The sequence below is a fragment of the Enterococcus sp. AAFC-DPL-5182 genome (genome assembly GCF_058216605.1).
On record NZ_CM177101.1, the window covers coordinates 525022 to 549008 of the forward strand.

20 protein-coding genes and 1 pseudogene are annotated in these 23987 nt (G+C 33.3%); 15 read left to right on the forward strand and 6 right to left on the reverse strand.

What is annotated here, in order from left to right:
• The first annotated feature begins 14 nt into the window (after positions 1-14).
• The gene (gene truA, locus AC4BB7_RS02510) at positions 15-761 is read left to right on the forward strand and encodes a tRNA pseudouridine(38-40) synthase TruA (RefSeq protein WP_490484301.1); all 747 of its coding nucleotides are present in this window, start codon (positions 15-17) and stop codon (positions 759-761) included.
• A 194-nt stretch (positions 762-955) separates the two neighbouring features.
• Here truA and AC4BB7_RS02515 read toward each other — a convergent pair whose 3' ends face one another.
• The 6 genes from AC4BB7_RS02515 to AC4BB7_RS02540 form a co-directional block, all read right to left on the reverse strand.
• Positions 956-1291 (reverse strand): hypothetical protein, encoded by a 336-nt coding sequence (locus tag AC4BB7_RS02515; protein WP_490484302.1) that lies wholly within the window; start codon positions 1289-1291, stop codon positions 956-958.
• Positions 1292-1370: 79 nt separating this feature from the next.
• Positions 1371-2888, reverse strand: a complete 1518-nt coding sequence (locus AC4BB7_RS02520; RefSeq protein WP_490484303.1) for a helix-turn-helix domain-containing protein — start codon at positions 2886-2888, stop codon at positions 1371-1373.
• Positions 2889-3142: 254 nt separating this feature from the next.
• Positions 3143-4495, reverse strand: coding sequence for a branched-chain amino acid transport system II carrier protein (brnQ, locus tag AC4BB7_RS02525; RefSeq protein WP_490484304.1), 1353 nt, complete (start codon positions 4493-4495; stop codon positions 3143-3145).
• 115 nt (positions 4496-4610) lie between these two features.
• On the reverse strand, positions 4611-5099 hold the full coding sequence (locus tag AC4BB7_RS02530; RefSeq protein WP_490484305.1) for a GNAT family N-acetyltransferase: 489 nt from the start codon (positions 5097-5099) through the stop codon (positions 4611-4613).
• A 109-nt stretch (positions 5100-5208) separates the two neighbouring features.
• Complete coding sequence (locus AC4BB7_RS02535; RefSeq protein WP_490484306.1) at positions 5209-6477, reverse strand: sensor histidine kinase; 1269 nt, start codon at positions 6475-6477, stop codon at positions 5209-5211.
• Between the two features lie 21 nt (positions 6478-6498).
• Entirely contained in the window at positions 6499-7257 is a 759-nt protein-coding gene (locus AC4BB7_RS02540; protein ID WP_490484307.1) for a LytR/AlgR family response regulator transcription factor, read from the reverse strand.
• 181 nt (positions 7258-7438) lie between these two features.
• Here AC4BB7_RS02540 and AC4BB7_RS02545 point away from each other — a divergent pair.
• From AC4BB7_RS02545 to AC4BB7_RS02610, 14 genes and pseudogenes are all read left to right on the forward strand, one after another.
• Positions 7439-8867, forward strand: a pseudogene (locus AC4BB7_RS02545) (IS1182 family transposase).
• A 353-nt stretch (positions 8868-9220) separates the two neighbouring features.
• Positions 9221-10339, forward strand: a complete 1119-nt coding sequence (locus tag AC4BB7_RS02550; RefSeq protein WP_490484308.1) for a tyrosine-type recombinase/integrase — start codon at positions 9221-9223, stop codon at positions 10337-10339.
• A 191-nt stretch (positions 10340-10530) separates the two neighbouring features.
• A complete protein-coding gene (locus AC4BB7_RS02555; RefSeq protein ID WP_490484309.1) occupies positions 10531-11193 on the forward strand; it encodes a helix-turn-helix domain-containing protein in 663 nt (220 codons plus the stop codon).
• Between the two features lie 77 nt (positions 11194-11270).
• Positions 11271-14096, forward strand: coding sequence for a hypothetical protein (locus tag AC4BB7_RS02560; RefSeq protein ID WP_490484310.1), 2826 nt, complete (start codon positions 11271-11273; stop codon positions 14094-14096).
• Positions 14097-14112: 16 nt separating this feature from the next.
• Complete coding sequence (locus tag AC4BB7_RS02565; protein WP_490484311.1) at positions 14113-14451, forward strand: EF2685/EF0750 family sortase-dependent surface protein; 339 nt, start codon at positions 14113-14115, stop codon at positions 14449-14451.
• Positions 14452-15252, forward strand: coding sequence for a WxL domain-containing protein (locus AC4BB7_RS02570; protein ID WP_490484312.1), 801 nt, complete (start codon positions 14452-14454; stop codon positions 15250-15252).
• A gap of 30 nt (positions 15253-15282) precedes the next feature.
• Entirely contained in the window at positions 15283-16089 is an 807-nt protein-coding gene (locus AC4BB7_RS02575; protein ID WP_490484313.1) for a WxL domain-containing protein, read from the forward strand.
• Between the two features lie 256 nt (positions 16090-16345).
• Complete coding sequence (locus tag AC4BB7_RS02580) at positions 16346-17437, forward strand: WxLIP family cell surface protein (RefSeq protein WP_490484314.1); 1092 nt, start codon at positions 16346-16348, stop codon at positions 17435-17437.
• A gap of 16 nt (positions 17438-17453) precedes the next feature.
• The gene (locus AC4BB7_RS02585) at positions 17454-18119 is read left to right on the forward strand and encodes a YccF domain-containing protein (RefSeq protein ID WP_490484315.1); all 666 of its coding nucleotides are present in this window, start codon (positions 17454-17456) and stop codon (positions 18117-18119) included.
• Positions 18120-18141: 22 nt separating this feature from the next.
• Positions 18142-18822: a signal peptidase I gene (gene lepB, locus AC4BB7_RS02590; protein ID WP_490484316.1), complete on the forward strand. Its 681-nt coding sequence runs from the start codon at positions 18142-18144 to the stop codon at positions 18820-18822.
• 35 nt (positions 18823-18857) lie between these two features.
• Complete coding sequence (gene lepB / locus AC4BB7_RS02595; protein ID WP_490485110.1) at positions 18858-19427, forward strand: signal peptidase I; 570 nt, start codon at positions 18858-18860, stop codon at positions 19425-19427.
• An 18-nt stretch (positions 19428-19445) separates the two neighbouring features.
• On the forward strand, positions 19446-22046 hold the full coding sequence (locus AC4BB7_RS02600) for a YfhO family protein (RefSeq protein ID WP_490484317.1): 2601 nt from the start codon (positions 19446-19448) through the stop codon (positions 22044-22046).
• Entirely contained in the window at positions 22043-23017 is a 975-nt protein-coding gene (locus AC4BB7_RS02605) for a DUF5067 domain-containing protein (RefSeq protein WP_490484318.1), read from the forward strand. The genes AC4BB7_RS02600 and AC4BB7_RS02605 overlap by 4 nt, the downstream gene beginning before the upstream one ends.
• A complete protein-coding gene (locus tag AC4BB7_RS02610) occupies positions 23014-23763 on the forward strand; it encodes a hypothetical protein (protein WP_490484319.1) in 750 nt (249 codons plus the stop codon). The genes AC4BB7_RS02605 and AC4BB7_RS02610 overlap by 4 nt, the downstream gene beginning before the upstream one ends.
• Positions 23764-23987 lie beyond the last annotated feature (224 nt).

The window sequence follows — 23987 nt, forward strand, 5'->3', positions numbered from 1 at the left end:
AAGGTGGAAAAGAAATGCCGCGCTATAAAGCGATAATTGCGTATGATGGAACGAATTTTAATGGATTTCAAACTCAGCCAAATGGCCGAACTGTTCAGGAAGAGTTTGAAAAAACATTGAGGAAAATGAATAATGGTAAAACAATTACGATTTTTGGTTCTGGTCGAACAGATGCAGGGGTTCATGCTGCAGGACAGGTCATTCATTTTGATTATCCACAAACGAGAGATTTAGAGAAGATGCGTTATGCGTTGGACACCCAAACACCAGAAGATATCGCAGTGAAAAGTGTGGAGATCGTTTCAGATGATTTTCATGCTCGTTATCATGTTGTTGAGAAAACCTATCAATTTCGGGTAGATATTGGAAAACCGAGAAGTCCGTTTAGTCGATTCTATGCGAGTTATTTTCCTTATGAAGTAGATACAAAAAAAATCCAGAGAGCGTTAACTGATTTAGTGGGAACTCATGATTTTACTTCATTTTGTGCTTCTGGTACTGAAATAGAAGATAAGGTACGTACGATCCATGAAGTGATTTTGAATGTTAATGAGGCAGAAGATGAGCTGCTTTTCACGTTTCGAGGTGACGGCTTTTTATACAAAATGATTCGAATCTTGGTAGGTACACTACTTAAAATAGGGAATGGGCGGATGGATGAAACAATAATTCCAGAAATTCTGGCGGCCAAAGATCGAAATTTAGCTGGACCCACCGCGCATCCAGAAGGATTGTGTTTAGTTGAAGTAAAGTATGAATAGTGTGAATAAAAAGTTCTCAGCTTATAACTTAGCTGAGAACTTTTTTATCTGTATCTATTTAAGTGTTAAACATGAAACATGCTTAACGAGTGAAGTCATAAGATTGTAATCCATCGTTATCATGAAAAAGAATATGTGCTTGATTTAGTACGATCAATCTACTTTGTAAGTCCTTAATGAAATCATTGCTAAATTCATTCTAAAGTCCTCCCGAACAACGATTCGTTGGACAGGAGTTTTGGTAAACGATAAGTGGGAACTTTACAACCTTTCATTCTTAAACGATCTGAAAGAGCGTAAAGTAGCCAGTGTAGGTTTTTATCCTCCTTGAGGGAATAACAAATAACGGGCAATTCATTGCCGTCATTAATAACATCACAATCACCAAATGTCGCTAGTTTTTTTCCTGAAAAGTTAGCAACGACGCGTGTTTTTTGATGGATTTTCTGATATCCTTCAAAAACAAAGCTCAAAAAATTATAGTATTGACCGATAATAGGAGATGCACTATGTGAAAAATTGATAGCCATTAAAAATTAGTCAAAAGTATCCTTCTATAATTAGTATATAAAGTTGAGTGAAATAAATCGTCCGTTAACTCGTGAAGTGTCAGTTTGATTCTTCTTGTATAATATTTTTCTTCTCAAAAAGCTGTTGTAATGTTCGATATAAGTCAGCTAACTCCTCTTCATCATAAGATAAATCCCAGAAATAAAGTGGTAATTCTGGATATTTTTTTCTTGGCAACAAAGAAGAACTAATTACTAAATCATACTGTTCATTCAACTCTTCTTGATAAGGAGCAGAATCTACAAAACCTAGATCATTTAAAAACTGATAGATTCTCCTAACTAAAAGAAAATTATGCTCAAAAGCAATCCCGACGTTTAGATGTTCAGAATGTTTTGGTTTATCATAAGCGGGCAGTAAGACACTTTTGAATGCGTTAACTAATGGTTTTTTGATCGTATAAATAAATTTATACTCTTTCTCTTTCGCTTTTTCATCAAAGAAAGTTTGAATTCTTGCTTCAAGAAGTTCGCCTGCTTTTTTCTTTTTACGCGGTAATTCTACCAATTTTTGAAGATTTGGGAAAGGTTGACGTAAGACAAAGAAAGCAAAGGTAATATTTAGCAGATTTCCAATAATAATTGGTTTATTAAGGACGTCTGGTTCCTTTTTAAAGATGTTGATTTTAGCATAGTCTAAAAATTCCTGAACTAATTCATAGACGGGATTAGGCCGTGCGGAAAAATCCTGCAGTGTTTGAAACAAGGAAGGATCATCATCTAGCGTATAAAAAGGAGCATAGTGTGCTAAGAAGAAGATAAAGCTGCTTTCTCCTTTACTGTATTTAGCAGGCAATGCTTGGATGGGACCAAGCTCTTTATTTAGGCGCTCAAAATCATAATAAGGGTTATCCATCATTAAAAAGTCATATTTATCATCATAGCAAACGTAAATCTTTTTTCGAGTACGGCAAAGAAAAATTGCAGCAAAATAGGTTAATTCCTTTGCACCTAAATAAGTTCTGGATAAAGGAAAATATTCAGAAAAGGCACTAGCAAGGCGCTCAGCATCCTCACGTGCAACACTTTTAAATGGCCAAGCAGTTCCTCTTGTTCCTAACCACAAAGTATCAAAAAGAGCGACTCTAACAGCACGTTCATCGCCAGATAAGTTGGCTTCAGTATATGTAAAACGTAGATTATATTGCTTTACGTGCTTTTTCAAAGGCAGCATCTTTCTAGAAACTGTAGAACGGCTAACGTAATATCGTTGACAAAAATCATCTATGTTAGGAGAATCATAGTTTAGAAAATAAAGAATAAATTGAAATGGCACTGACTTTTTCAGCAAAAAATAACGATATTCATCAATTGTTACAAGCAATTTAGTACTATCGATTTTCCCAGCCTTTTTTAAAATAGAGGGATGACTAGAGATTACTTTAACCAGATCATTATTTATTTCATTTACAATAATAAACGTCTGTTGATAATTTAACGAGAGTTCTTCAGATAATTGGGTAATAGAAATATCTGATTGATTGATTTGTGTGATTCGTTTGAACAATTTGAATTTTGTAAGCATTCCCGAATCCATCATCAATTCTTCATAGAGCATGCTAATCACTTCCTTGCCCCTATTCTACTGTACTTCATGGTCACTTGTCAGCTCAAACGATAACGGTAGAACAGTTAGTGATGCATCCTTAACAAAAAGGCAAGCTTTTTCCTGAAATGAACAAAAGATAGGATGTGATGAACATTATTTCTCATTTGGGTCGAAAAAAATATCAGTATGATAGATAAGTTTGTGGTGAGAAAGTGTTAAAAAAGAGATGGATAAAACATACTGTTTTATCACATCTCTCATTTTTAATGATAAGTCGATTCTTTTTTTATCTTGATCCAAATCAACCCAGCAATAAAACCTAGAATTGCAGGAACGACCCAGCCCATACCGATAGTAAATAACGGCAAGTAGTTCTGAGCGGACTTCAAAATAGTTGCAACACCAGTATTGGATCTGATGAAATCAGGAGCACTATTTAAAGCGTCCAACAATGCAGCTATAAGAGTCACATAGGTTGTCATTTGATAGACTTCCTTGCGATGTTGAAATAGCGGGCTGATGATAACTAGAATCATCAACGTCATTGCTAAAGGATAAAGAAACATTAAAACGGGAATCGAAAATTGTATAATATTGGTCAACCCAACATTTGCGAACAAACAAGGTAAAATACTAGCACCAGCGATGTAAAAGGCATAAGAACCTTTTGGAAAAAGCTCGCTAAATGTTTCAGAGCAAGCAGTGATCAATCCGATTGCTGTTTTCAAACAAGCTAAAATAACAATAAAAGCGAGTAAAATACTGCCTAAATTACCCAAATAATGGTTAGCAATCTGAGCTAAAGCAATACCACCATTCTCACTGAGAGGGAATTTGCCTAAACTCATCGTTCCCATGTAAGATAACAAAGTATAAATGATGCCCATCAAGACAATGCTGATTGCTCCTGATTTTATCGTATCCTTTGCAATATCATTTGGTTTTTCTACTCCCATTCCTCGAATCGTTGAAACAATGACGATTCCAAAAGCCAAAGAAGCTAGTGCATCTAAGGTATTATATCCTTCTGTAAAGCCTTTGAAAAAAGGATTTACTGCGTAGGCATCCGTAACAGGTGCAGATGATACAGCTCCAAGAGGGGTAAGAAAAGCAAATAGAATCAAAATTGCTAATAAAAATAGAAATAATGGATTTAAAAATTTTCCTACATACCCTAATAATTTAGAAGGCTTACGAGAAAATGCCCAGGCAATCAAAAAGAACAGTGCAGAGAAAATTGCTAAAAATAATTTATGCTGGTCATTAGGAATAAAAGGGGCCAATCCAATTTCAAAAGACGTCGTTGCTAGACGTGGTAATGCAAAAAAAGGTCCGATCGTCAGATATAATAATATGGTAAAAGCAACGGCATAACGGCGATTGATACGAGTTGCTAAATCAAAAACACCATTACTTTTGGAGATACCAATAGCAATCACCCCTAAAAACGGCAATCCAATACCTGTGATCAAAAAGCCCAAATTAGCTAGAAAAATGCTAGCACCAGCTTCTTGCCCCATATGAACAGGAAAAATCAAATTCCCCGCTCCAAAAAATAAGCCAAATAGCATGGAACCTACATAAAGGTAATCACGCCATGATAATTTCTTTGTCACACTTCAACACTCCTTAAATTTTGTCCTTAATAAAAGTAACAGAATAAGAAGCCTACAGCAAGCTGATTTTCAGAAAAAAACCAATATTTTCTGAAAACATTAAAACGATCTGAGATTAATTTGTAAAATAGGCAAATTGATAGTCATCACAGTATCGTCCATCAATAAAAAATTCATCTTTAAATAGGGCCTCTTGAGTGAACCCATTTTTACGGTAAAACTGAATTGCTTTAGTATTCGATCCCATAACTCGTAAAGAAATTTTATGAATGCCTTCTTTGACAGCAACCTTTTTTAAATGATCGAGTAATTGTCGACCGATGCCTAGTGACTGGCTGTCAGGATGAACGCCAATGCCGAACATCCATTGTTTTTTATGAGAGAGTAGTGGTGTTGGATGATGAACGTCAACAAAGCCATGAACCTTGTCTTCCTCTACCGCAACAAAAATAATCCGTCCGTCTATTTTCTCTTTATATTCCTCTATCGATGCATAATAATGAAGTACTGGAGAGTTTTCATTCGTCCAAATCCTATTTTCTATTTGCAGCAATGCTGGAAAATCTTTTTCTTCAACTGGGCGAATCGTTATTTTGGTGTTCATTTTGTCCCTTCTTTCATTTCAACTTAAATATATTTTTTGTTTTCTATGTGTTGGTAATTTATGTATCAGATTTATAAAAATTGAAAAATCCAAAAGTAAAATTGTTAAATCAAGTAAGAGTACCTATTATTAAATTAGAAGAAAAAAGATCATTTTCTATAGAAAAATCCATTATAACATTAGTATATTCTGATGTGATTTTGTTTACTATGGTTAACCCTTTTCCAAGATGTCCTTTTTTAGTGGTATATTTTTTTTCAAGCATCTTGTCTAGTGAGAGATGAGTATCAGCAGTAAAAGGATTCTTAATGAGGAAAAAAGTATGATCATTTTCTTGATATATTGATACTTGAATCATATAGTTTTTATCTTCATTATAAGCTTCTAGAGCATTGTCTAATAAAATCGACAAGCAACGAGTCAGATCAATTAAATCCATATCAATCTGATAAATTTTTTGAGGAATATCTACATATAAATTGATTCCCTTTGAAGAGGCTTGTTCAAAAAAAGCTAGCAAAATAGCTTGGATTGGTGGAATAGACAGATTGAGTAACTGTGAATAATATTCAGGAACTAGAATAGAAGATGAATAATTAATGATTGATTGTATATATTTTTGGGCATCAGTAATTTGCCCTTCATTAAGATAGCCATTGACACTAGTTAATATATTTCTATAGTCGTGCCTAAATTCAAGGGTAGTTTCATAAGTTTCCTTTACTGAATTCATTGATTTAGCCATTGTTGCATAAGCTTGTCGCTGATTATAAGATGAAGCAATTAAATAGAAGAAAAAACTAAACAAAAAGCCACTAAGACAAATTAATAAGAAAAAAAAAGCCAGTAGCTGTGCGGAAATAGAATAGACAATTGATCGATACATATAAAAAAGTATGCAAGCAAATAGAAAAATCGCTAATGATAAAAGTCGATACTTTTTTTGTATACTTTTAAGAATAAGAAAGAAATCGTATTTTTTTATATAAAATCTCATAGATAAACAAATCACTATTAATAGGAGAGGTTGAGATATCAATAATAAAACTACAGAAGTATGTGAGAATGAAAATAACAGAGTTGGGAGTGCATAAGTAATCGTCCATACTATCAAGAAAACAAATGTCATCCATGAAAAAGAAAGAACAGGAACGAGCCAATTTCTATAGATTTTAATCAACACAAAAATCTTTATTACTACAAAAAGAATATTTAATAAAGAAGTAACTGTTTGAGTAACAAAGAAACTTGAAAGAACGATTAGAAATAAAAAACTGGATAACAAAAGTACTTGATTTCGTTTTAGGACAATATTATATTCTATTAACCATAAAAATAAAAAATTTTTTAAAGTGAATAAGATCGTAAAGTAGAACATATTTGTTCACCATCCCAGCTTTTATTTCAATCTTTTAGAAATCTTATCAACAATTTTAGTCCCGACATAAAGTTCTTGACCATGATCAAATAAAATAATTCCTTCCAATCTAGAGAACGACTTGATATGAGCAAGATTAATAATGTAGGACTTGAGCTCTGTAAAAAAGTGAGTATGACTAACTTTTTTCTTTATCTGATGAAATTGTTCTGTACAGGTGATTTCGCTTTTTTGTGTTTTAATAAGCACTTTCCCACGAACGCCTTTAATGGTTGCAATATAAAATATTTCTTCTGGATAAATTATAATTTGTCTATTTCCAGATCGAAAAACGAGTAATTCTCCACTATTTAGATTAACTAGGAGCTGTGATCTGATTTGTTCAAGCAGTGAAAATAATTCTTCTTTAAAAATAATATTTGGCAAGATATGCTTCACTACGTATCCTAAGGGGGAGATTTGTGCATTAATCACTTGTATGCCGCTATGCTCATCATTGGTGAGAAAAATAATCGGAACTTTCTGGTTTAAAGTTCTAATTTTTTTCGCAAGCTCTATACCTGAAAAATAGGTATTTAGGTGTATATCAATAATAAATATATCTTTATCTGCAAAGACAAAGTCATTTAAATTTTCATAGAAATGGATAAATTCACTTATGATTTTTGGCTGAAATGTAATTTCAGAGTTAGTGGGAGAAAAGTTTTCAATACTTTCAGCAATTATTTTTCCATGTTGCAATTCGTCTTCTACGATAAAGCAGGTGATTGTCATTGTCATTGTTTTATCCTCTAGAAAAGTATTTTAATTAACTATACTAAAAAATAGAAAAATATTAAAAAAAAATGCCTTTTACACAAAAAGCATTTTTCAGACTGTAGACAAACGCCTAAATTTGGAGTGTTGTTTACAGTTTTTTTGTTTTATACTAATTGTATAAACTATTTTGGGAGTGATTCTAATGATGAAAAAACAATCTGTTGAAGGTAGAAATCAATTTGCTATGTTAACGCTTGATGATCTTGTACCGAAAGATCACCTAGTTCGAAAAATTGATGCCGCGATTCAATTTGATTTTATTTATCCCATTGTAGAATCTACCTATTCGACCTTAGGTCGCCCTAGTATTGACCCGGTGATCTTAATTAAATTAGTTTTTATCCAATATTTATTTGGTATTCGTTCGATGAGACAGACAATTAAAGAAGTCGAAACAAATGTTGCTTATCGTTGGTTTTTAGGCTTTTCTTTTAACGAAAAAGTCCCTCATTTCTCCACATTCGGTAAAAATTATGTCCGAAGATTCAGAGAAACCACTTTGTTTGAAGACATTTTCTCTCATATTCTAGAACAAGCTGTAAAAGCTGGTTTTGTTACGGAAGACAACCTTTATATTGATTCTACTCATATCAAAGCAAATGCCAATAAACATAAATTCACGAAAGAAATGACCTACAGTCAAGCAAAAGCCTATCAAGATGAATTAGAAGATGAAATAAATAAAGAACGTATTGCGACGGGAAAACGCCCTTTTACATGGGACACAGAAAGTGAGTTGAGTCTTCGAAAAATAAGTTATTCAGACCCAGAAAGTGGTTACTATGTTAAAAGCGAACGAGAAAAACAATTTGCTTATTCTGCACACACTTCTTGCGATGACAATGGATTTGTCTTATCTACGCTAGTCACACCAGGAAATGTACATGATAGTCAAGTCGCAATTACTCTGGTTAAACAGTCAAAAAGAGCTTTTCCAAATATAAAACGTGTTGTCGCTGATGCGGGATATAAAAATCCGAAATTTGTTCATTTTCTGACACACTTGAACCTTTATCCAGTTCTTCCCTATACTGCACCTCATGGTGTGAAAGGGATGTTTCGTAAAAATGACTTTGTCTATGATGACTATTTTGATTGTTATTTATGCCCTAATAATCAACCGTTGCTATTTTCAACAATTACTCGTGAGGGCTATAGGACATATAAATCAAATCCAAAATTCTGTATGAGCTGCCCGTTACTTAAAACTTGTACATTGAGCGCAACACATCAAAAAGTTGTGACTCGACATATTTGGGCTGATCTGATGGACGAACTTGAGCACCAGCGCCATACAGCGTTGAATAAAGAAATCTACAAAAAGAGAAAACAAACCATTGAACGAATATTTGCAGATGCAAAAGAGAAGCATGGGATGCGTTGGACGAACTATCGAGGGATTGAAAAAGTCGCCACGCATACGATGCTTACGTTTGCTACCATGAATTTAAAGAAACTGGCTACATGGCTATGGAAAGAAGAAAAGCCTATAGCTTTTCGTTTCAAAATTAAGTATAGGATAGCCAAAAGGAGCTGGTTTAATTACCAACTCCTTTTTGTCTACAGTCTGAAAAATGCCTTTTACACAAAAAGCATTTTTTTTGTTTGAAAGGCAAGTCATTCATTTAAATGTTGAATTAATATAACTAAGTACTAAAAAAGAATTGATAGAAACCATCAATTCTTAAAGGGAATATCTGTAAATGCTTATCTTAATTTTTCTACAATTGAGATAGAAAAAACTTTGGAATGAAATAAATCTTATAAGGTAATTCTATCTTTTTTTTGAAAAATGTCAATATGATTTTATATAATATTTGTTTTTCATTGTATAAACAGACATTAAGGATGGAATATATTTATTTTCATTGCTTTTTTCTCAAGAAAGCCGTCAAAAAAATTGTCAAAAGAAGGAGGTCATTTTATGACACGCAAAGGAGAGAATATTTACAAGCGCAAAGATGGTCGCTGGGAAGGACGATATATAAAAGGAAGAACACAAAAGGGAAAAATTATATACGGCTCTGTTTATGGAAGAACTTATGCAAGTGCCAAAGAACAATTGATTCATTTAAAAGCAAAACATTTAGAAACGAACGAAAGGTTTGTACCATATGAAGGAACTGTAAAAGAATGGCTTGTTTTCTGGTTAACAGTGGATGTAAAAAACAGGGTAAAACCAACGACCTACTCTAATTATGTACGCTTAGCTGAAAAACATATTTTTTCATCTATAGGATCAACTCCTTTAACCAAAATTAGGTCGAATGATCTTCAAAATTTTATCTACGAGCTACAAGACAAAGGTCTTTCTCCAGGTTCTGTTAGGAATGTGATAACACTGTTAAGAAAGGCGTTTTGCGAGGCGCATAAAAAAGGATATGTAACTGGCAATCTGTATAAAACACTTGAATTACCGAAATTAAAAACAGCAGAAATTGATGTGCTGACTATTCCACAACAACGTAAGCTTGAAAAAGTTGCTTTGCAAGAGCTTGGTTGCTCTCCAATCATTTTATCGTTGTACTCAGGGATAAGAATTGGCGAAATCAGCGGATTAAAATGGTCTGATATTGATTTTGAATCTAATGTGATTCATGTGAGAAGAACGATTTCGAGAATAACTAATGAAAACTCAATTGATTCTAAAACAAAGTTAGTAGCTGGAACGCCCAAGTCAGCAAGTTCTATTCGGAAGATTCCTTTAGCAAAAAATCTAAAAAAGTATTTAATGAATAAAAAAGCTGATAGTTCATCAGTCTATGTTATCGGTACAGGATCTGAATTGATGGAACCAAGAGCAATCACGTACAAATTCAAAAAGACAATCAAAACCGCTAATTTACCAGATTTTAAATTCCACGTATTAAGACATACTTTTGCTACACGGTGCATTGAAAAAGGTGCAGATATTGCAAGTGTTAGTAAAATACTTGGACACCAGTCGATTAAGATGACTTTGGACACGTATACAGGCTCCCTTTTCGAAACAAGAAAAAAAGCGATTTCTACAGTTGATAAACTATTAGTAAATGAAATGTAAGACGTCATTAAAATGGTCATATGAGCTAAAAACAGTTGTGAATATCGAAATAATGTTTTATTTATCTCAATTGTAGAAAAATTAAGATAAAAATCAAAATATATGCTCAGCTAGAGTTTAACCATTTATTAATATAGAGAATTAGGAAAAATAACAGATGTTCCAATAAATTAAGAAAGAGATGATACATAGTGCATAAAATCGGAGTTGTAACTTTAGAAAAAGAAAATAGTCAAGCGATACATCAATTACTAAATGAAAGTAATTACATAGCTGTTAAAATATCAGATAAGTCTCAAATAAAAGATTTGGATGGAATCATTTTGGATGTGGGAAAAGATAATTGCTTTTCACAAGTGTGTGAATGGTTGATTCACTGTCAAATAGCACCACAGGTATTTATATGGGTTATTTTGCCTAATATCAATATACGTGAAATTAATATGTACCTTCATTTGGGCATGAACGGATGCATGTTAGAAGAAAATGAAACAAACGAACTTCCATTAATGATTAAAAACACATTCAGTCGTATTTTTTCTGGATATCCCAAAGAAAAAAATCAAAAAAAAGAAGGCATAGTTCTAAATGAGACTAACATGTGCGCGGTGATCAATGGAGAACAAGAAATTCTGTTAACACGTTCTGAATATCAAATTCTTCAAATCCTGTACAAACATAAGGGATCAACAGTAAGCTATCAAACTATCAATGAAACACTTTGGAATAAACAATCAAACGATGATTTATATCGAATTGCAAATTTAATTTTTCATCTTCGTAAAAAATTAGGAATACAGGGTGAAAAATATATCCAAACTGTTCGTACTAAAGGGTATCGATTAATTGGATGAATTTAAATAGAGTGACGTAGCTATTCGGGAGAATTTTTGAAATAGAAAAAAGAGAAAATTGAAAAGGAGCTGAGAAAGTGAAAAAGTATTTAACTATCTTCAGCATGTTAGTTTTATTTTATTGTATAGCGTTCTCCATTGCAAAACCGAATACTATATTGGCAGATACTAAGGAAGAAAATCAAAATACAAAGTCATCTACTGAAAAAACAACAATTAGTCCAATAAACAAAACTGTTCTTGGCGCAGAACAAATAAATAAGAAACCATCAACTCCAAAGGCATCTATTCAAACATATGCTACTGGTTTACTTGATGTATTTCCTAATTTTCCAGGAGTGACAAACGATTATACTAAGCCTCTGGATTCAGAATATTCCTTCTTTCCTAGAATGAATGATGATTCACAGTGGTATTATGAAGGAACGTATGCAACAAGTAAAGAGAAAGTCAAATTCTCAAAAGGAACTATACAGGATAAGGATCTAAACGTGGTTCCAATAACTGATGCAGCTACTCCAGGAAAATTGAGAGTTACTGATGTCGGCAGATATAATGGAGTTAAGCTAGATATAATAATCAATGTTACTTATATACTGAAAGTAAATGATATTAATGTTATTTGGGGAACAATAAAAACTCCTGCAAAATTTGAATTAGGAGTAGAAAAAAGTAATTTTTTGAATTTATATATGTCTGGTAAAACGGGTACAGAAATAAATATCACAATCACAACAGTAGAAAGTGGTACGGAAAATGAAGTGAAAACATCTGGTGTGGTTACCTATAATCAAATAACCGATTGGAAAACATTAATATTACAAAAAAATCAAATTGAGAGGTTATTTACGCCAAGTGGAAGTATTGTAAAATATGACCCTAGTCCACCCATTACAATTAATAATGGACAAGAAGCTTATACATTTCAAGCTGCAACTGATACTGATCTAGAAACAAATAGAATAGTTCAACAATATAAAGACTTGGCAACTAGAGCTGTAGGAATTAAGATGCTTAAAACGACGAATAATGTTACCCAAATATTAAGTGCTACACCACCATTGATTATTAGACCTCCTATACCAATTATTACTGGAAAGAGTACCGTGACTAAGCCGGTAGATAGTAGTGCATACACAATCTATCAAGCTGTTCCGTCTCAGCCAAGTAAAGTACTTAAACAATTTGACTTAGCGGTGTTATTGCCAAATGTTTTTGAAGATGTGAATATTGAAGATGTCGTCATCAAGGATCAGAGTGGTGAGGTTATTGATAGTAGTGAGTTTAATAGGGAAATTACGACAGAAGCAGATGGACAACAAGTAATTAGAATAAATGCAACAGACGAATATTTGCAGAGTAATCTATCAGATGGGTCGGGTCTATATAGTAATGTTTTTGAAATTACCGTCCCAGTTAAACTAGATTTCAAAAAAGATTATAGTGCTTATGTAATAGATGACCCATCAGAGGGGGATGAGGGTAGTAAATTAATTAAAGTGAATGCGGCTGCAACACTTTTCTCAAGTGATTTTGGAGGTTCAATAGGATCGGCTACCTCAGATCCTGTTATATTCACAAATCAATCATCACAAATATTTGACTTTAGAGATGAAAATAATGAGCAGGTTTTCCAAAAATCAGTAAAACAAACTGTAGGAACTGAGTATGACAATACGAATCTCCTTGATGAAGTGAATGACTGGGGTTTTTCACTTGATTCTGTTACGGACAATATAAAAGGAATTCAGCCCCCAGAAGACGTTTTGATAAAAATCATTCTTAAAGATAAACGTTTTGACGGAAATATTAACTTTTATAAAGATGGACAGTTGCTAGAAAACAATGTTTTGAAATATGAGGATAAGCTAACGGTTAGCTTTAATACAATTTACAAGGGAGTATTTAAAGATTTTACTTTTAAAAGTGGTCAGGTTATAACCTTTTTTCCTAAAGATGTATTTAAAGATGAACCAACCAATATGCAATTAGTAGATGACACTGGGAAATCCGTAGGCACTGTCGATTATCAACCCACTGGAGATCCAGCTGGTCGAATGGTAGGAAAGATAAATGAAGATGTACCAGTGGGAACGGGAATCCATTTAAAATATGATGCTACTGTTTCAAATGAACAACCTTCCAACTCCGATTATAAATTTAAATTTAGATTATTAACCATGGATAGCGGTTTTGGTAATCAATTTTTAAAAGACTTTACTCAAGACGTTATTGTAAAGGTGAACACTGCACAATTAAATGTTAATTTTTTAGATGAAAAAGGGAATCCATTACGTGATCCATACACATCAGAAGAACCTGTGGGAACACCAATAGATTTAACTAAATTGGCTGAGGTTACAGATGTTATAAAAGAATTAACCAATGCCAATTATAATTTAGTAAAAAAACCCGATCGTGAAGCGATTACAATCGTTGATGGAACGAATGATTATACTTACCAATTTAGCGGTACTTTAAAAATTAGTTCAGCTCCTGACGTACTAGATTTTGAAACAAAAAAGGCAACGATTGATGCAGTTAAATATACAAACCCTACAATTATTGGTGAGCCACTAGTTATATCGGATACACGAGCCGATAAGGTGAAATGGAGTCTAAAGGCAAGGATAGATCAGCCATTAACTCATTCAGATGAAATACAAGGAGATATAATAATACCTGATGCAATCAAGTATAAATATCAAGATGACGAATTACCGTTGACAGATCAGGATACAGTTATTTTTAGTCATCAAAATACAGATTCAGGAAGCTATAATGTGACACAAGAGCGCTGGTCTAAAGGAGATGGATTTATGCTAGATTTACAACCAGGAGCTGTTAAAGTACTTGGAAAGTATAAGGCACAAATAACGATTACTTTAGAGAATGCAAAGTAAAAGGAGAAGGAAAAGGATGAAAATAAATAAATTCATAAAGTACCTAAGTGTTTCTTTTCTTTTACTCTTTCTTTTAATAGTTCCTATAGGAAAAGTTTTTGCTCAAGAAGGAGCAGAAGTTTCGATTAAAGGAGAAATCACATTATTTGATGAGGGTACATCCAGTGATGGACGAACCAAAACGTCAACTAGTGCATCAAATATACCTGTTTCTAAGCCTAAAGGGCGGATGCCTTCTACAGGTGAACTTGTAAAAAATGGCTTAGCCATAAGCGGTGGTTTGCTCATTGCAACTATTTGTTTGGTTTATGGTCTGAGAAGACATCGTCAAAAAATAGGAAGGAGCAATGAGTGAATGAAAAAAAAAAAATGGCTAATACTATGTCTGTTCTTCTCTATAGGTTTAGTCAACACTCTAGCATCTAGCTCTGCTCAAGCGCAAGACCAAGGGGACATGGACATTTCTTTTAAAGGAATGTTGGATCCCAAATATGGAATATTGGACCCTGAGCATCCAGAAAAAACATTAAATTCAGGGAGCGATTATGGAAAAACATCGGGGCCTTTACGAATTGATTTTGTCCCCAATTTTCAGTTTGGTCGCAGTGCAATTAATCTGTCAAATACGAGTTATTCTGCAAATGCATTACTATTCGAAGGTGAAATAGCCCCTAGAGGTCAATTTATTCAAGTATCGGATTATCGAGAAGGACAAACTGGTTGGAGCTTACAGGTTCGTCAAGATACACAGTTTACCAATATAAAAGATTCAAAGATACAATTAGATGGCGCTGTGTTATCTTTTGACAACTCTTGGGTCAGCACACGTAATGGTGCAGGTAGAAAACCAGATGTATCAAAAGAAGTAATTCGATTAGATAATATAGGAGAAACATACACTTTAGCGCACTCACCAAAGGGGACAGGAAATGGAACCTGGAGCATCATTTTTGGTGCGTCTAAAGACAATCCAGAAGATGAGGAAGGAACTATAAACCCACGTCTAGATAAAAATGGGAAAATTATTTCTGATCCTCAGAAAAATCAAGCACTGTATATGAATAATGCAGTCCGTTTATCATTACCTGGTAAAACGAAAAAAAAACCAGGGACTTATGCAACGGTGTTAACTTGGATTATATCCGAGCTACCATAAATAGTAGAAAAATAGTAGGAGGAAACACAAATGAAATTAACAAACAAATTATGCAGCGCAGCATTATTAGCAGCAGTTGGGGTATCGATAGCACTCCCAAGCATCACGAAAGCAGCAGAGGAACCAGAACAAGCTATCTCTACTAATAAAGGAGATATGGACATTCAGTTTACACGTAATACAGCAGATGATACTGATACCACTCGACCACAAATTACTAACTCTGATGGTACTCCAGTAACAGATATTAGTTCAGGTACAGTTACTCGTCCATTAACACCAGCAGTTTTCGGAATTCAAGATGTAACACCATTAAGCTTTGGTCAACATGCGATTGTTACAGACGGAAATACTCGTGAATTCTGGGCAAAAAATTATAAAGAAGAAAATGGAGAGATGGCTAACAACGTTGTAATCAAAGATGTCCGCAGCACATTAAACCACAATTATACATTAACTGCGCAAATTACTAAACCAATGACAACAACAGTGACTGAAGGAAGTACATCTGTAGAGCGTAAATTGGAAGGTGCAACATTGACTTACTCTAATATTCAACGCCAAACAAATGTAGCGGATGAGATTGCTTTGTCATCTGATGCAGTGGTACCTACTGTAACTGTAAAAGAGGATGCTCCAGAAGCAGTCGTTAATAACACAAACGCAGCTACTCCAGACAAAGGTCAAGGTCAAACGTATATTCAATTTGGTAAATTAAATGCAGCAGGCGATACTGCTTCTGATAAATCAGTAAAATTAACCGTTGGTAAAGATCAAACAATTTTTGAAGGCCAATATAAAGGTGAAGTAACTTGGGTATTATCAGCTACTAAATAGTTGAATTATCTATTTACAAATAGGGTGAAGGAGTGTGTGTTAAAACGACTAATCAGTTTTAGCGCACACTCTAAATCCGACAAATGATGTGACTAAATCTTAAAGTGATAAAGGTATTTTAAGGATTTAAATTGTATGTCAGATTTTTTCTTACATAGTAGACAATTTGATTTGTCAATGGGTACTGTGATTAATTGTTATAGAGCATGAGAACACGCACATATCGGTTACTTTATCTGTATCTCGAGTGAATTAAATGTTATTTAGAAAGGAATTAACTATGAAATTATCGTTTAAGCACATGTTTTTTTTGTTATTTTATATAAGCTGTTTACTACTTATTCTTCCACAAACTGTACATGCGCAAGAGAACCCTGCTGGTATAGGCTATACCTATAAAATAATTAAACCAAAAAATCAAATAGGTAATGCTGGTTATTTCGATTTACGTATGACACCAGAGCAAAAGCAAACTGTAGAGATTGAATTTTATAATATGACAGATAAAGAATTATCTGTTGATCTTTCGGTAAATAGTGCTAAAACAAACAGTAACGGTGTGATTGAATACGGACCAACAAAACTAAAAAATGACCCCTCTTTAGTTTATGATATGAAAAATATTATAGAAGTACCAAAAAAAGTCACATTACAACCTAAAGAGACGAAAAATATACCTGTGAACATCACAATGCCAAAAGAACAATTTGATGGCTATATTTCAGGTGGTATATATCTACAAAAAACTGAGACGGATGAAGAAAAAAAAGCAGATGAAGCTGAAAAAGGTGTAGTAAATAAATACGCGTTTATCGTAGGGATGCTTTTAAGTGAAACAGATGTCAAGGTACAGCCAGAGTTAGTTTTTAATAAAATTAATGCAGGTGTAACGAACTATCGTAATGCATTTCTAACCAATTTTTCCAATACCAAAGCAACTTACGTAGAAGGAATGACTGTTGATGTGCAGATATTCAAAAAAGGATCAGATGAAGTTTTATATGAATCAAAAAAAGAAAATTATCGAATGGCACCAAATTCTGCAATAACATTTCCTGTGAATTTAAATGGAGAGTCATTTGTGGCAGGAGATTATGTTGGTCATATTTTAGTAACTGCAGGAGATAAAAAATGGGAATGGCAAGAAGAATTTGAGGTTACTCAAAAAGAAGCCGAGAAATACAATGCGCAAGATGTTTCATTAGTACAAGATAGAGGGATCAGTTGGAAGATCATTGTAATGATTGTTGTTGGCGTTTTAGGGACACTTCTAGTGATTTACTTGATTATTCATCGTATATCTAATAATAAAGTAAAAAAGGCGAAAAAAAGGCGGAGAAAAAGATAAAGAGGAGATGTAGACCATGACAATACTAAATTGGCTCTTTGTATGCTTTTTTTCAGCATTTTTAATTGCTTTTTGTTTAAGTATTTTTCAGTTTATACTCTTTATTTCGTATAAAAAACAGTTGGGTGTACTCAAACGAAAAAGGTCAAAAGCAAAGCGGAAAAGAAAAAAATGGCTTAGAATCAAACATAAATTGGAAAATAAAGTTCAGAAATTTTTAAAAAGAGGAATTATCTTAATTGTCAGTAGTGTATTTCTGTTATGTGCTAGTTTGTACACTACTTACTACGAGAAAACAAATCTTTCCTCTGTGGATAGCACTGTAATGGCCCAAACATATTTTATAACTAATGAAGTAAATACACAATTGCATGCGCTCCAAAATGGAGAAGATGTAAAAGACAGTAAAGAAAAATTAATGGAATTAAGTTCACTGTTAGCATCATATGGAAGCTCCACAGCTTCTAATAGTTTGTCAAAAGACGGTCAGCAATTATTGAATCGTTACTATGTTCAATTGCGTGAGTTTGGAACAAATCTCTATTCATTAAAAGTAGAACAATTGAGTGACTCAGATACGATAGAAGCGTATGTAGCAGATATTAATAAAATCAAGGAAACACAAAAGAAAGTATTTACACGATTTAAAATAAACGAGCAGGCCCTGAAACAAAAAAAATAACAGCAAGCGAAGGGATTTTATTATGAGTGGAAAACAAATACAAAAAGCTCATGCATGCCCTGATAAAAGACTCAAAAACAAAAAGCAAAAAACTAATCATTCTAAAAAGCGAAAGACAAAAAAACATATCCGTTATATCAAGCAAAAAGAAGCGGCAAAAAAGCGGCAAGCAACTCGACGTAAAAAAATTCTTTTTGAGCTAGGAGTCAGCTTGATAGCATTAACGATAGTAATTTATATCCTTTCGCTTTTTACTTTTTCATTAGTAAAGGTTGAAGGCTACTCAATGGTACCGACTATAACAAATGGTGAATGGGTATTCGTGAATAAATTAGCCAAACGTAGGCGCTTTAAATTAATTCTCTATAAAGACCCAGAAAGTAAAGAAACCTCGGTAAGAAGATTGATTGGATTACCGAGAGAAAAAATCTATTATAAAAAAGATAAATTGTATGTTAATGATCATGAAGTATATGAACGTTTTATAGATTCTGAGGTACAACGAGCAAAACAGAGTAAGAGTTTATACACGGATGACTGGACACCTAGACAAAAGGTAATTCCAGAAGGAAAGTACCTTATTTTGGGTGATAATCGGCCTTATGGGATAGATAGTCGTGACTATGATTGTGTTGATGAAAAAAATATTGTAGGGATCGTAGAAATGAGAGTTTTACCTATTCAAAACCTCAAACAATTTTAATGATCAGTAGGTAAAGAAGAAAGAGGCGGAAAAACATAGAACCAGTAGAGAGAAAAAGCGTATGGCTTAGAAAGAGTGTATTTTCTCTTTTTGCGTTATTGAGCATTCTATTTTTAGTTAAAGTAAAAACATACATAGTCAGCGGAGAATCTATGCAGCCAACATTTCAAAATAAAGATCGACTGTTCATAAAAAAAACGGCTACTTTGACTCGCTATTCATTGATTACCTTTCAGCCGCAAGTAAACGCAGATGAATCTTATATCAAACGGATTATAGGACTTCCTGGCGATCGAATTTGGTTGGATCGAAATGTTGTTTATTTAAATGCACAAATGGCTTCAAATAATCTAACACCTTCTGACAATAGTAATTTATCAGGGATCGAGTTACCAGATGGAACGTTAAAGGTTCGAGTGACATGGGAAGTTGCAGCGCAACTAGCGGGGCTTTCAAAGATTCCAAAAGATAAGTTTTTTGTTTTAGGAGATAATAGAAGACATTCCACTGATAGCAGGGAGCTGGGACTGATTGATAAGCAAACAGTGAAGGGGAAAGTAATCTTTCGATATTATCCGTTCACTCGTTTTGGATTGGTCAACTAAAGAAAAGTGAGGAAACAAATGAAACAAACACAGAAACATATTTTGAAAAAGAATGTTTTAGCTATAGGTCCTAGTTTTTTTATACCTGTAGCAATAATGGCAACTTGTTACTTTCAATTAGGTATTTATCCAACAAGTGATCGTACGATTTTAGCGAGTGATGGTTTTGGACAGCTAGTTAATTTTTATTCAGGATTTAATAATTTTTTACATGGAGAACAATCTTTTTTTTACACATGGTCTAGCTCGTTAGGTTTAAATTTCGTGTCATTGATGAGTTATTACACCAATAGTTTGTTTACTTTTATTGTCTTTTTTTTCGATAATTTATATATACCAGATGCAATGTATGTGATTTTATTATTGAAAATTGGGACTATGGGAATTACGTTTTGGATATTCTCTAATCAGACCTTCCACTTATCACAATTGTTAAAGGTCATTTTGAGTATTTCCTATGCATTAATGAGTTTCACTGTAGCGTATTCAATTATGCTGATGTGGCTTGATACAATGATCTACTTACCTCTTATTTTATTAGGTATTCACCGAGTAATGGATAAGAATAAGCCAATTTTATTATTTGTTAGCTATTTTTTGTTGTTTATAACAAATTATTATATGGCTTTTATGGTTGGGGTATTTAGTTGTATCTATTTCTTTGTACGGACTTTGACAAATTGGGAACGATATAAAAAGACGATTCTGCATTATTTTATTACCTCTTTACTTGCAGGTGGGTCATCTATGATCATTATTTTACCTTCAGTAATAGATTTGCGGACGAATGGTGAAAAGACAGATGCAATTAAACATTTTTTTACAGAAGATGTAGGTCCTTGGGATTTTATTGTCAAGAGTATGTCTGGTGTTTATGATACATCGAAGTTTGAGAGCGCCCCATTTATTTATATTGGGTTATTACCGTTATTGTTTGCTATCTTTTATTTTGTGACGAAAAAAGTTCCTTTGAAAAACAAGTTACTATATGGCAGTTTACTGCTAGTGATGGTAGCGAGTGTATTTATTCAACCATTGAATTTATTTTGGCAAGGTCTGCATTCACCAAATATGTTTTTGTTCCGCTATAGTTTCCTTTATTCCGTACTAATTTTGATTTTAGCTGGGTATGGATTAGAAAAATTTGAAAAAAAAGATGTAAATATACTAGGAAATATCACCCTGTCTCTGGTCGGACTATTTATTATAATTGTTATTGTAGCGAATAAAAAACGTTATGGTTATATCACGCAGGAGTCATTGATCGTGTCTGTTGTACTATTACTTACATATCTTTTATTTATTGCTATAAAAGAAAACTCTCCAAAGTATACAGGTCTTCTTTCCGTTCTTTTGTTTTTATGTGTATGTGGAGAATTATTTTTTAACACACAGCAAATGACAGGAGGAATCGATCGAGAGTGGGGATATGTAAATAGAAAGTACTATACACAAGCGTATCAGCAAATCAGTCCTCTAGTAAATAAAACTAAAGAACGAAACAAAAGCTTTTATCGTATGGAAAATTTAGACCCAATTAGTCGGACAGATAGTTTTAATTATAACTATTCAGGCGTTACTATGTTTTCATCTATACGTAATCGTCACTCATCCCAATATATGGATCAATTAGGTTATCGTTCACCAGACACGAATCTTAATATTCATTATCAAAATAATACACTTTTGATGGATGAGCTCTTAGGAGTGAAATATAATCTAGCAAAAAGTGACCCAAGAAAATATGGCTTTAAAAAAATTGCTTCTGAGAAAAACTACAATCTTTACGAAAATAAATATGCTTTACCATTAGGTATGTTTACCGATGAAGGAATTTATCGGTCAGAGAATAATAGTAATCAGACCGCATTGATCCATTATTTATCTGGACAAGAAGATACATTGTTCCAATTTACTAGTTTGAAAGAAGCTAGTCGTAGCAACTTAGTGGTAAGTGAGCAAGGAGATTATACTTATTTTTCGGAGAAAACGTCAGATGGTGAAAGTAGAAAAATTACATGGGAAGTCTCTATTCCAGAAAAAAGCCAAGCCTATTTAACTTTAGATACCAGAGCTTCTAAGGGGTTAGATGATGGTACTGTTGAAATAAGTGTTTCTGGTCAGAAGACAATCAGTCCACTTTCCTCTACGGGTATTTATCATAATCTTGGTTACTATGAAAAGGCGAAAACAATCAAAGTTACAGCCGAATTTACTGGAAATACAATAATCAAGATTGTTCGCCCATCGGTTCTTTTACTGAAAACAGAAGCATTAGACCAAGCCATCGCATCAATCAGACAAAAAGAGGTTGTATTTGATGTAAAAGGCAACAAAGCGGAAGCAGAAGTGAACGTAAAAAAAGAACAACTCATCTTTACAACAATTCCTTATGATTCAGGCTGGAAAGCAACGATCGATGGTAAAATCGTGACAATTAAAGCTGTTCAAGATGCGTTAATATCAGTAAAGGTTCCAGAAGGAAAGCATAAGATTAAGTTAATCTATTACCCAGAAGGAATGAAAGTTGGATGTTTCTTATTTACAAGTTGCCTTCTAGCATTCACAGGTTATATCTATTGGCTGAGGAAAATAGCAAAGGAGGGGAAAGTCCAATGAAAAAAATTTTTCTCGTAATCTGTTTATTAAGCTTAAATATCTTTCTCTTAATTGGTTGTACAAAAAAATTATCAGAAAAAAAACAACAGATCGAAGATAAAGGTGTATCTTATGAAGTTCAATTACCAGCAGGCTGGGAAAAATCTAAAGCTGGATATAATGAATATGGACTTCAAGCTACGTTTATTGCGGAAGATAAAAAAAGTAATTCTTATGTTTTTATAAGTAGTGTACCAGTTAAAGATGTACCCCAAAAAGATTTTGGAAAACAAACTAGGGAAAAATTAAAAAAACGGTATCATTACAAAGATATCGAAGGAATATATATGAAAAAAATCAAAGTAAATAAGGCTCCAGGATATAAATACACATTAAATACAACCTATAAGGAGAAAAGTGTTTGGGCTCATTTGTACTACATTTGGACGAAACACGGATTTGTTCAACTAACCTATTATTCAGCGGATGATAATTCTTATAAGAAACGTTCTGAAATAATTGACGAATCAGTTGCCACTTTTAAAGAAATAGGTTTTGATAAAGGTGCGGCAGAAGCTGCAAAAAATGAACAGAAAGAAGAGGAAGGTGACGTGATTTCAATTGTAAATCACGATATCAAGATGGAAACCACTGGTGTACGCCAAGTAACGGGAGAAAATAATAAAAAATTATTAGCAATTCGTTACACCTTTACCAATTTAAAGGATACGCCGATCCAACCAGCTGTTTGGACCAATTATGTGACTGCAAAACAAAATGGAAATATTCTTAGTATAGGAAAATTATCTGCAGACTCTGATCTATTAGATTTAAAAGAGCTGATAAATAATCAATCGAAAGAAGTAAAATGTGGTGAAGCAATTGAAACTACTGTACTTTATGAATTAAAAGATATGAGTAATATCGAATTAAGTTTTTCTCAAGACGCTTTTCCAGGTGAAAAGGCTGTTGAGGTGGTGATTCCCCAATGAGTATAAATAAGCGAATCCTTGTTTTGCTAGTCCTTGTTTTATTAATAGTTTTTAGTGGTTGCGGGAAAAAAGAGCGTTATGCGGATTTTTCTAAAAAGGATCAATCGTTGATGTGGGTTGGTGAGCGTAGCCGCCCCTTTGGTGACTTTGATTATTCGAAAATTAAAACTGAAGCGGAAGCATTAGATTTACTTCAAGATAAGTACAAAGTAAAGATACCAGAGTATTATGAAATAACAAAAAAAACGCTACTTGATGAACTCTCTTCAAAAACAGTAACCCCAGAAGAGTCCCTTTACTCTATTTTTTCTCAAAATAAGGAATTAGTGTTTAAAACACTATATCCTTTCTATAAAGAAGAGGAATTACAAGTATTTGCGGAAGTTGTGCTCACCTATACCTATTCTGTTGATCGTAAAGAAGCTTATTTAAAATCACAAATCATCAATATAAAAATAGCGCCAGTAAAAGGAGAATTACCAAATAAGAACGTGAGCGAACTTATTAAGGTACTTGGAAAAAATATGAATATATCGGAGAAAGAAATTAATTCTGGTTTGGCAGGATATGAAAAGCAAGTTAAAGAAACGGATTCAATTATCACAACTGAATATCTTCCGGTTATCTCCACAAGCCGAGGATTAAACACAGAAAAGGCCTTTTTGAAAGAAATAGCTGTGGGATATGATCCGTCAGGAACGCTTAGAGAGTTTCATGCAGAAGTTTCTGATCAAATGGCCAAATGATTATAGCTATATATCGATAGAACAAAAAAACGTAGTTTAAAGCATAACCGTTACTAAAAGCTACTTACCTGATATTAGGCAAGTGGCTTTTAGTTTATTAGGATGATTCTTTAATTTTTTTGTACAGTTGCTTATTACAGTTATAAGCGTATTTTTTCTGGAGTCGATTTAATATGTAATGGAAAAATCTAAATGAAGAATAGTTGGAGTAAAATTGTTAAACC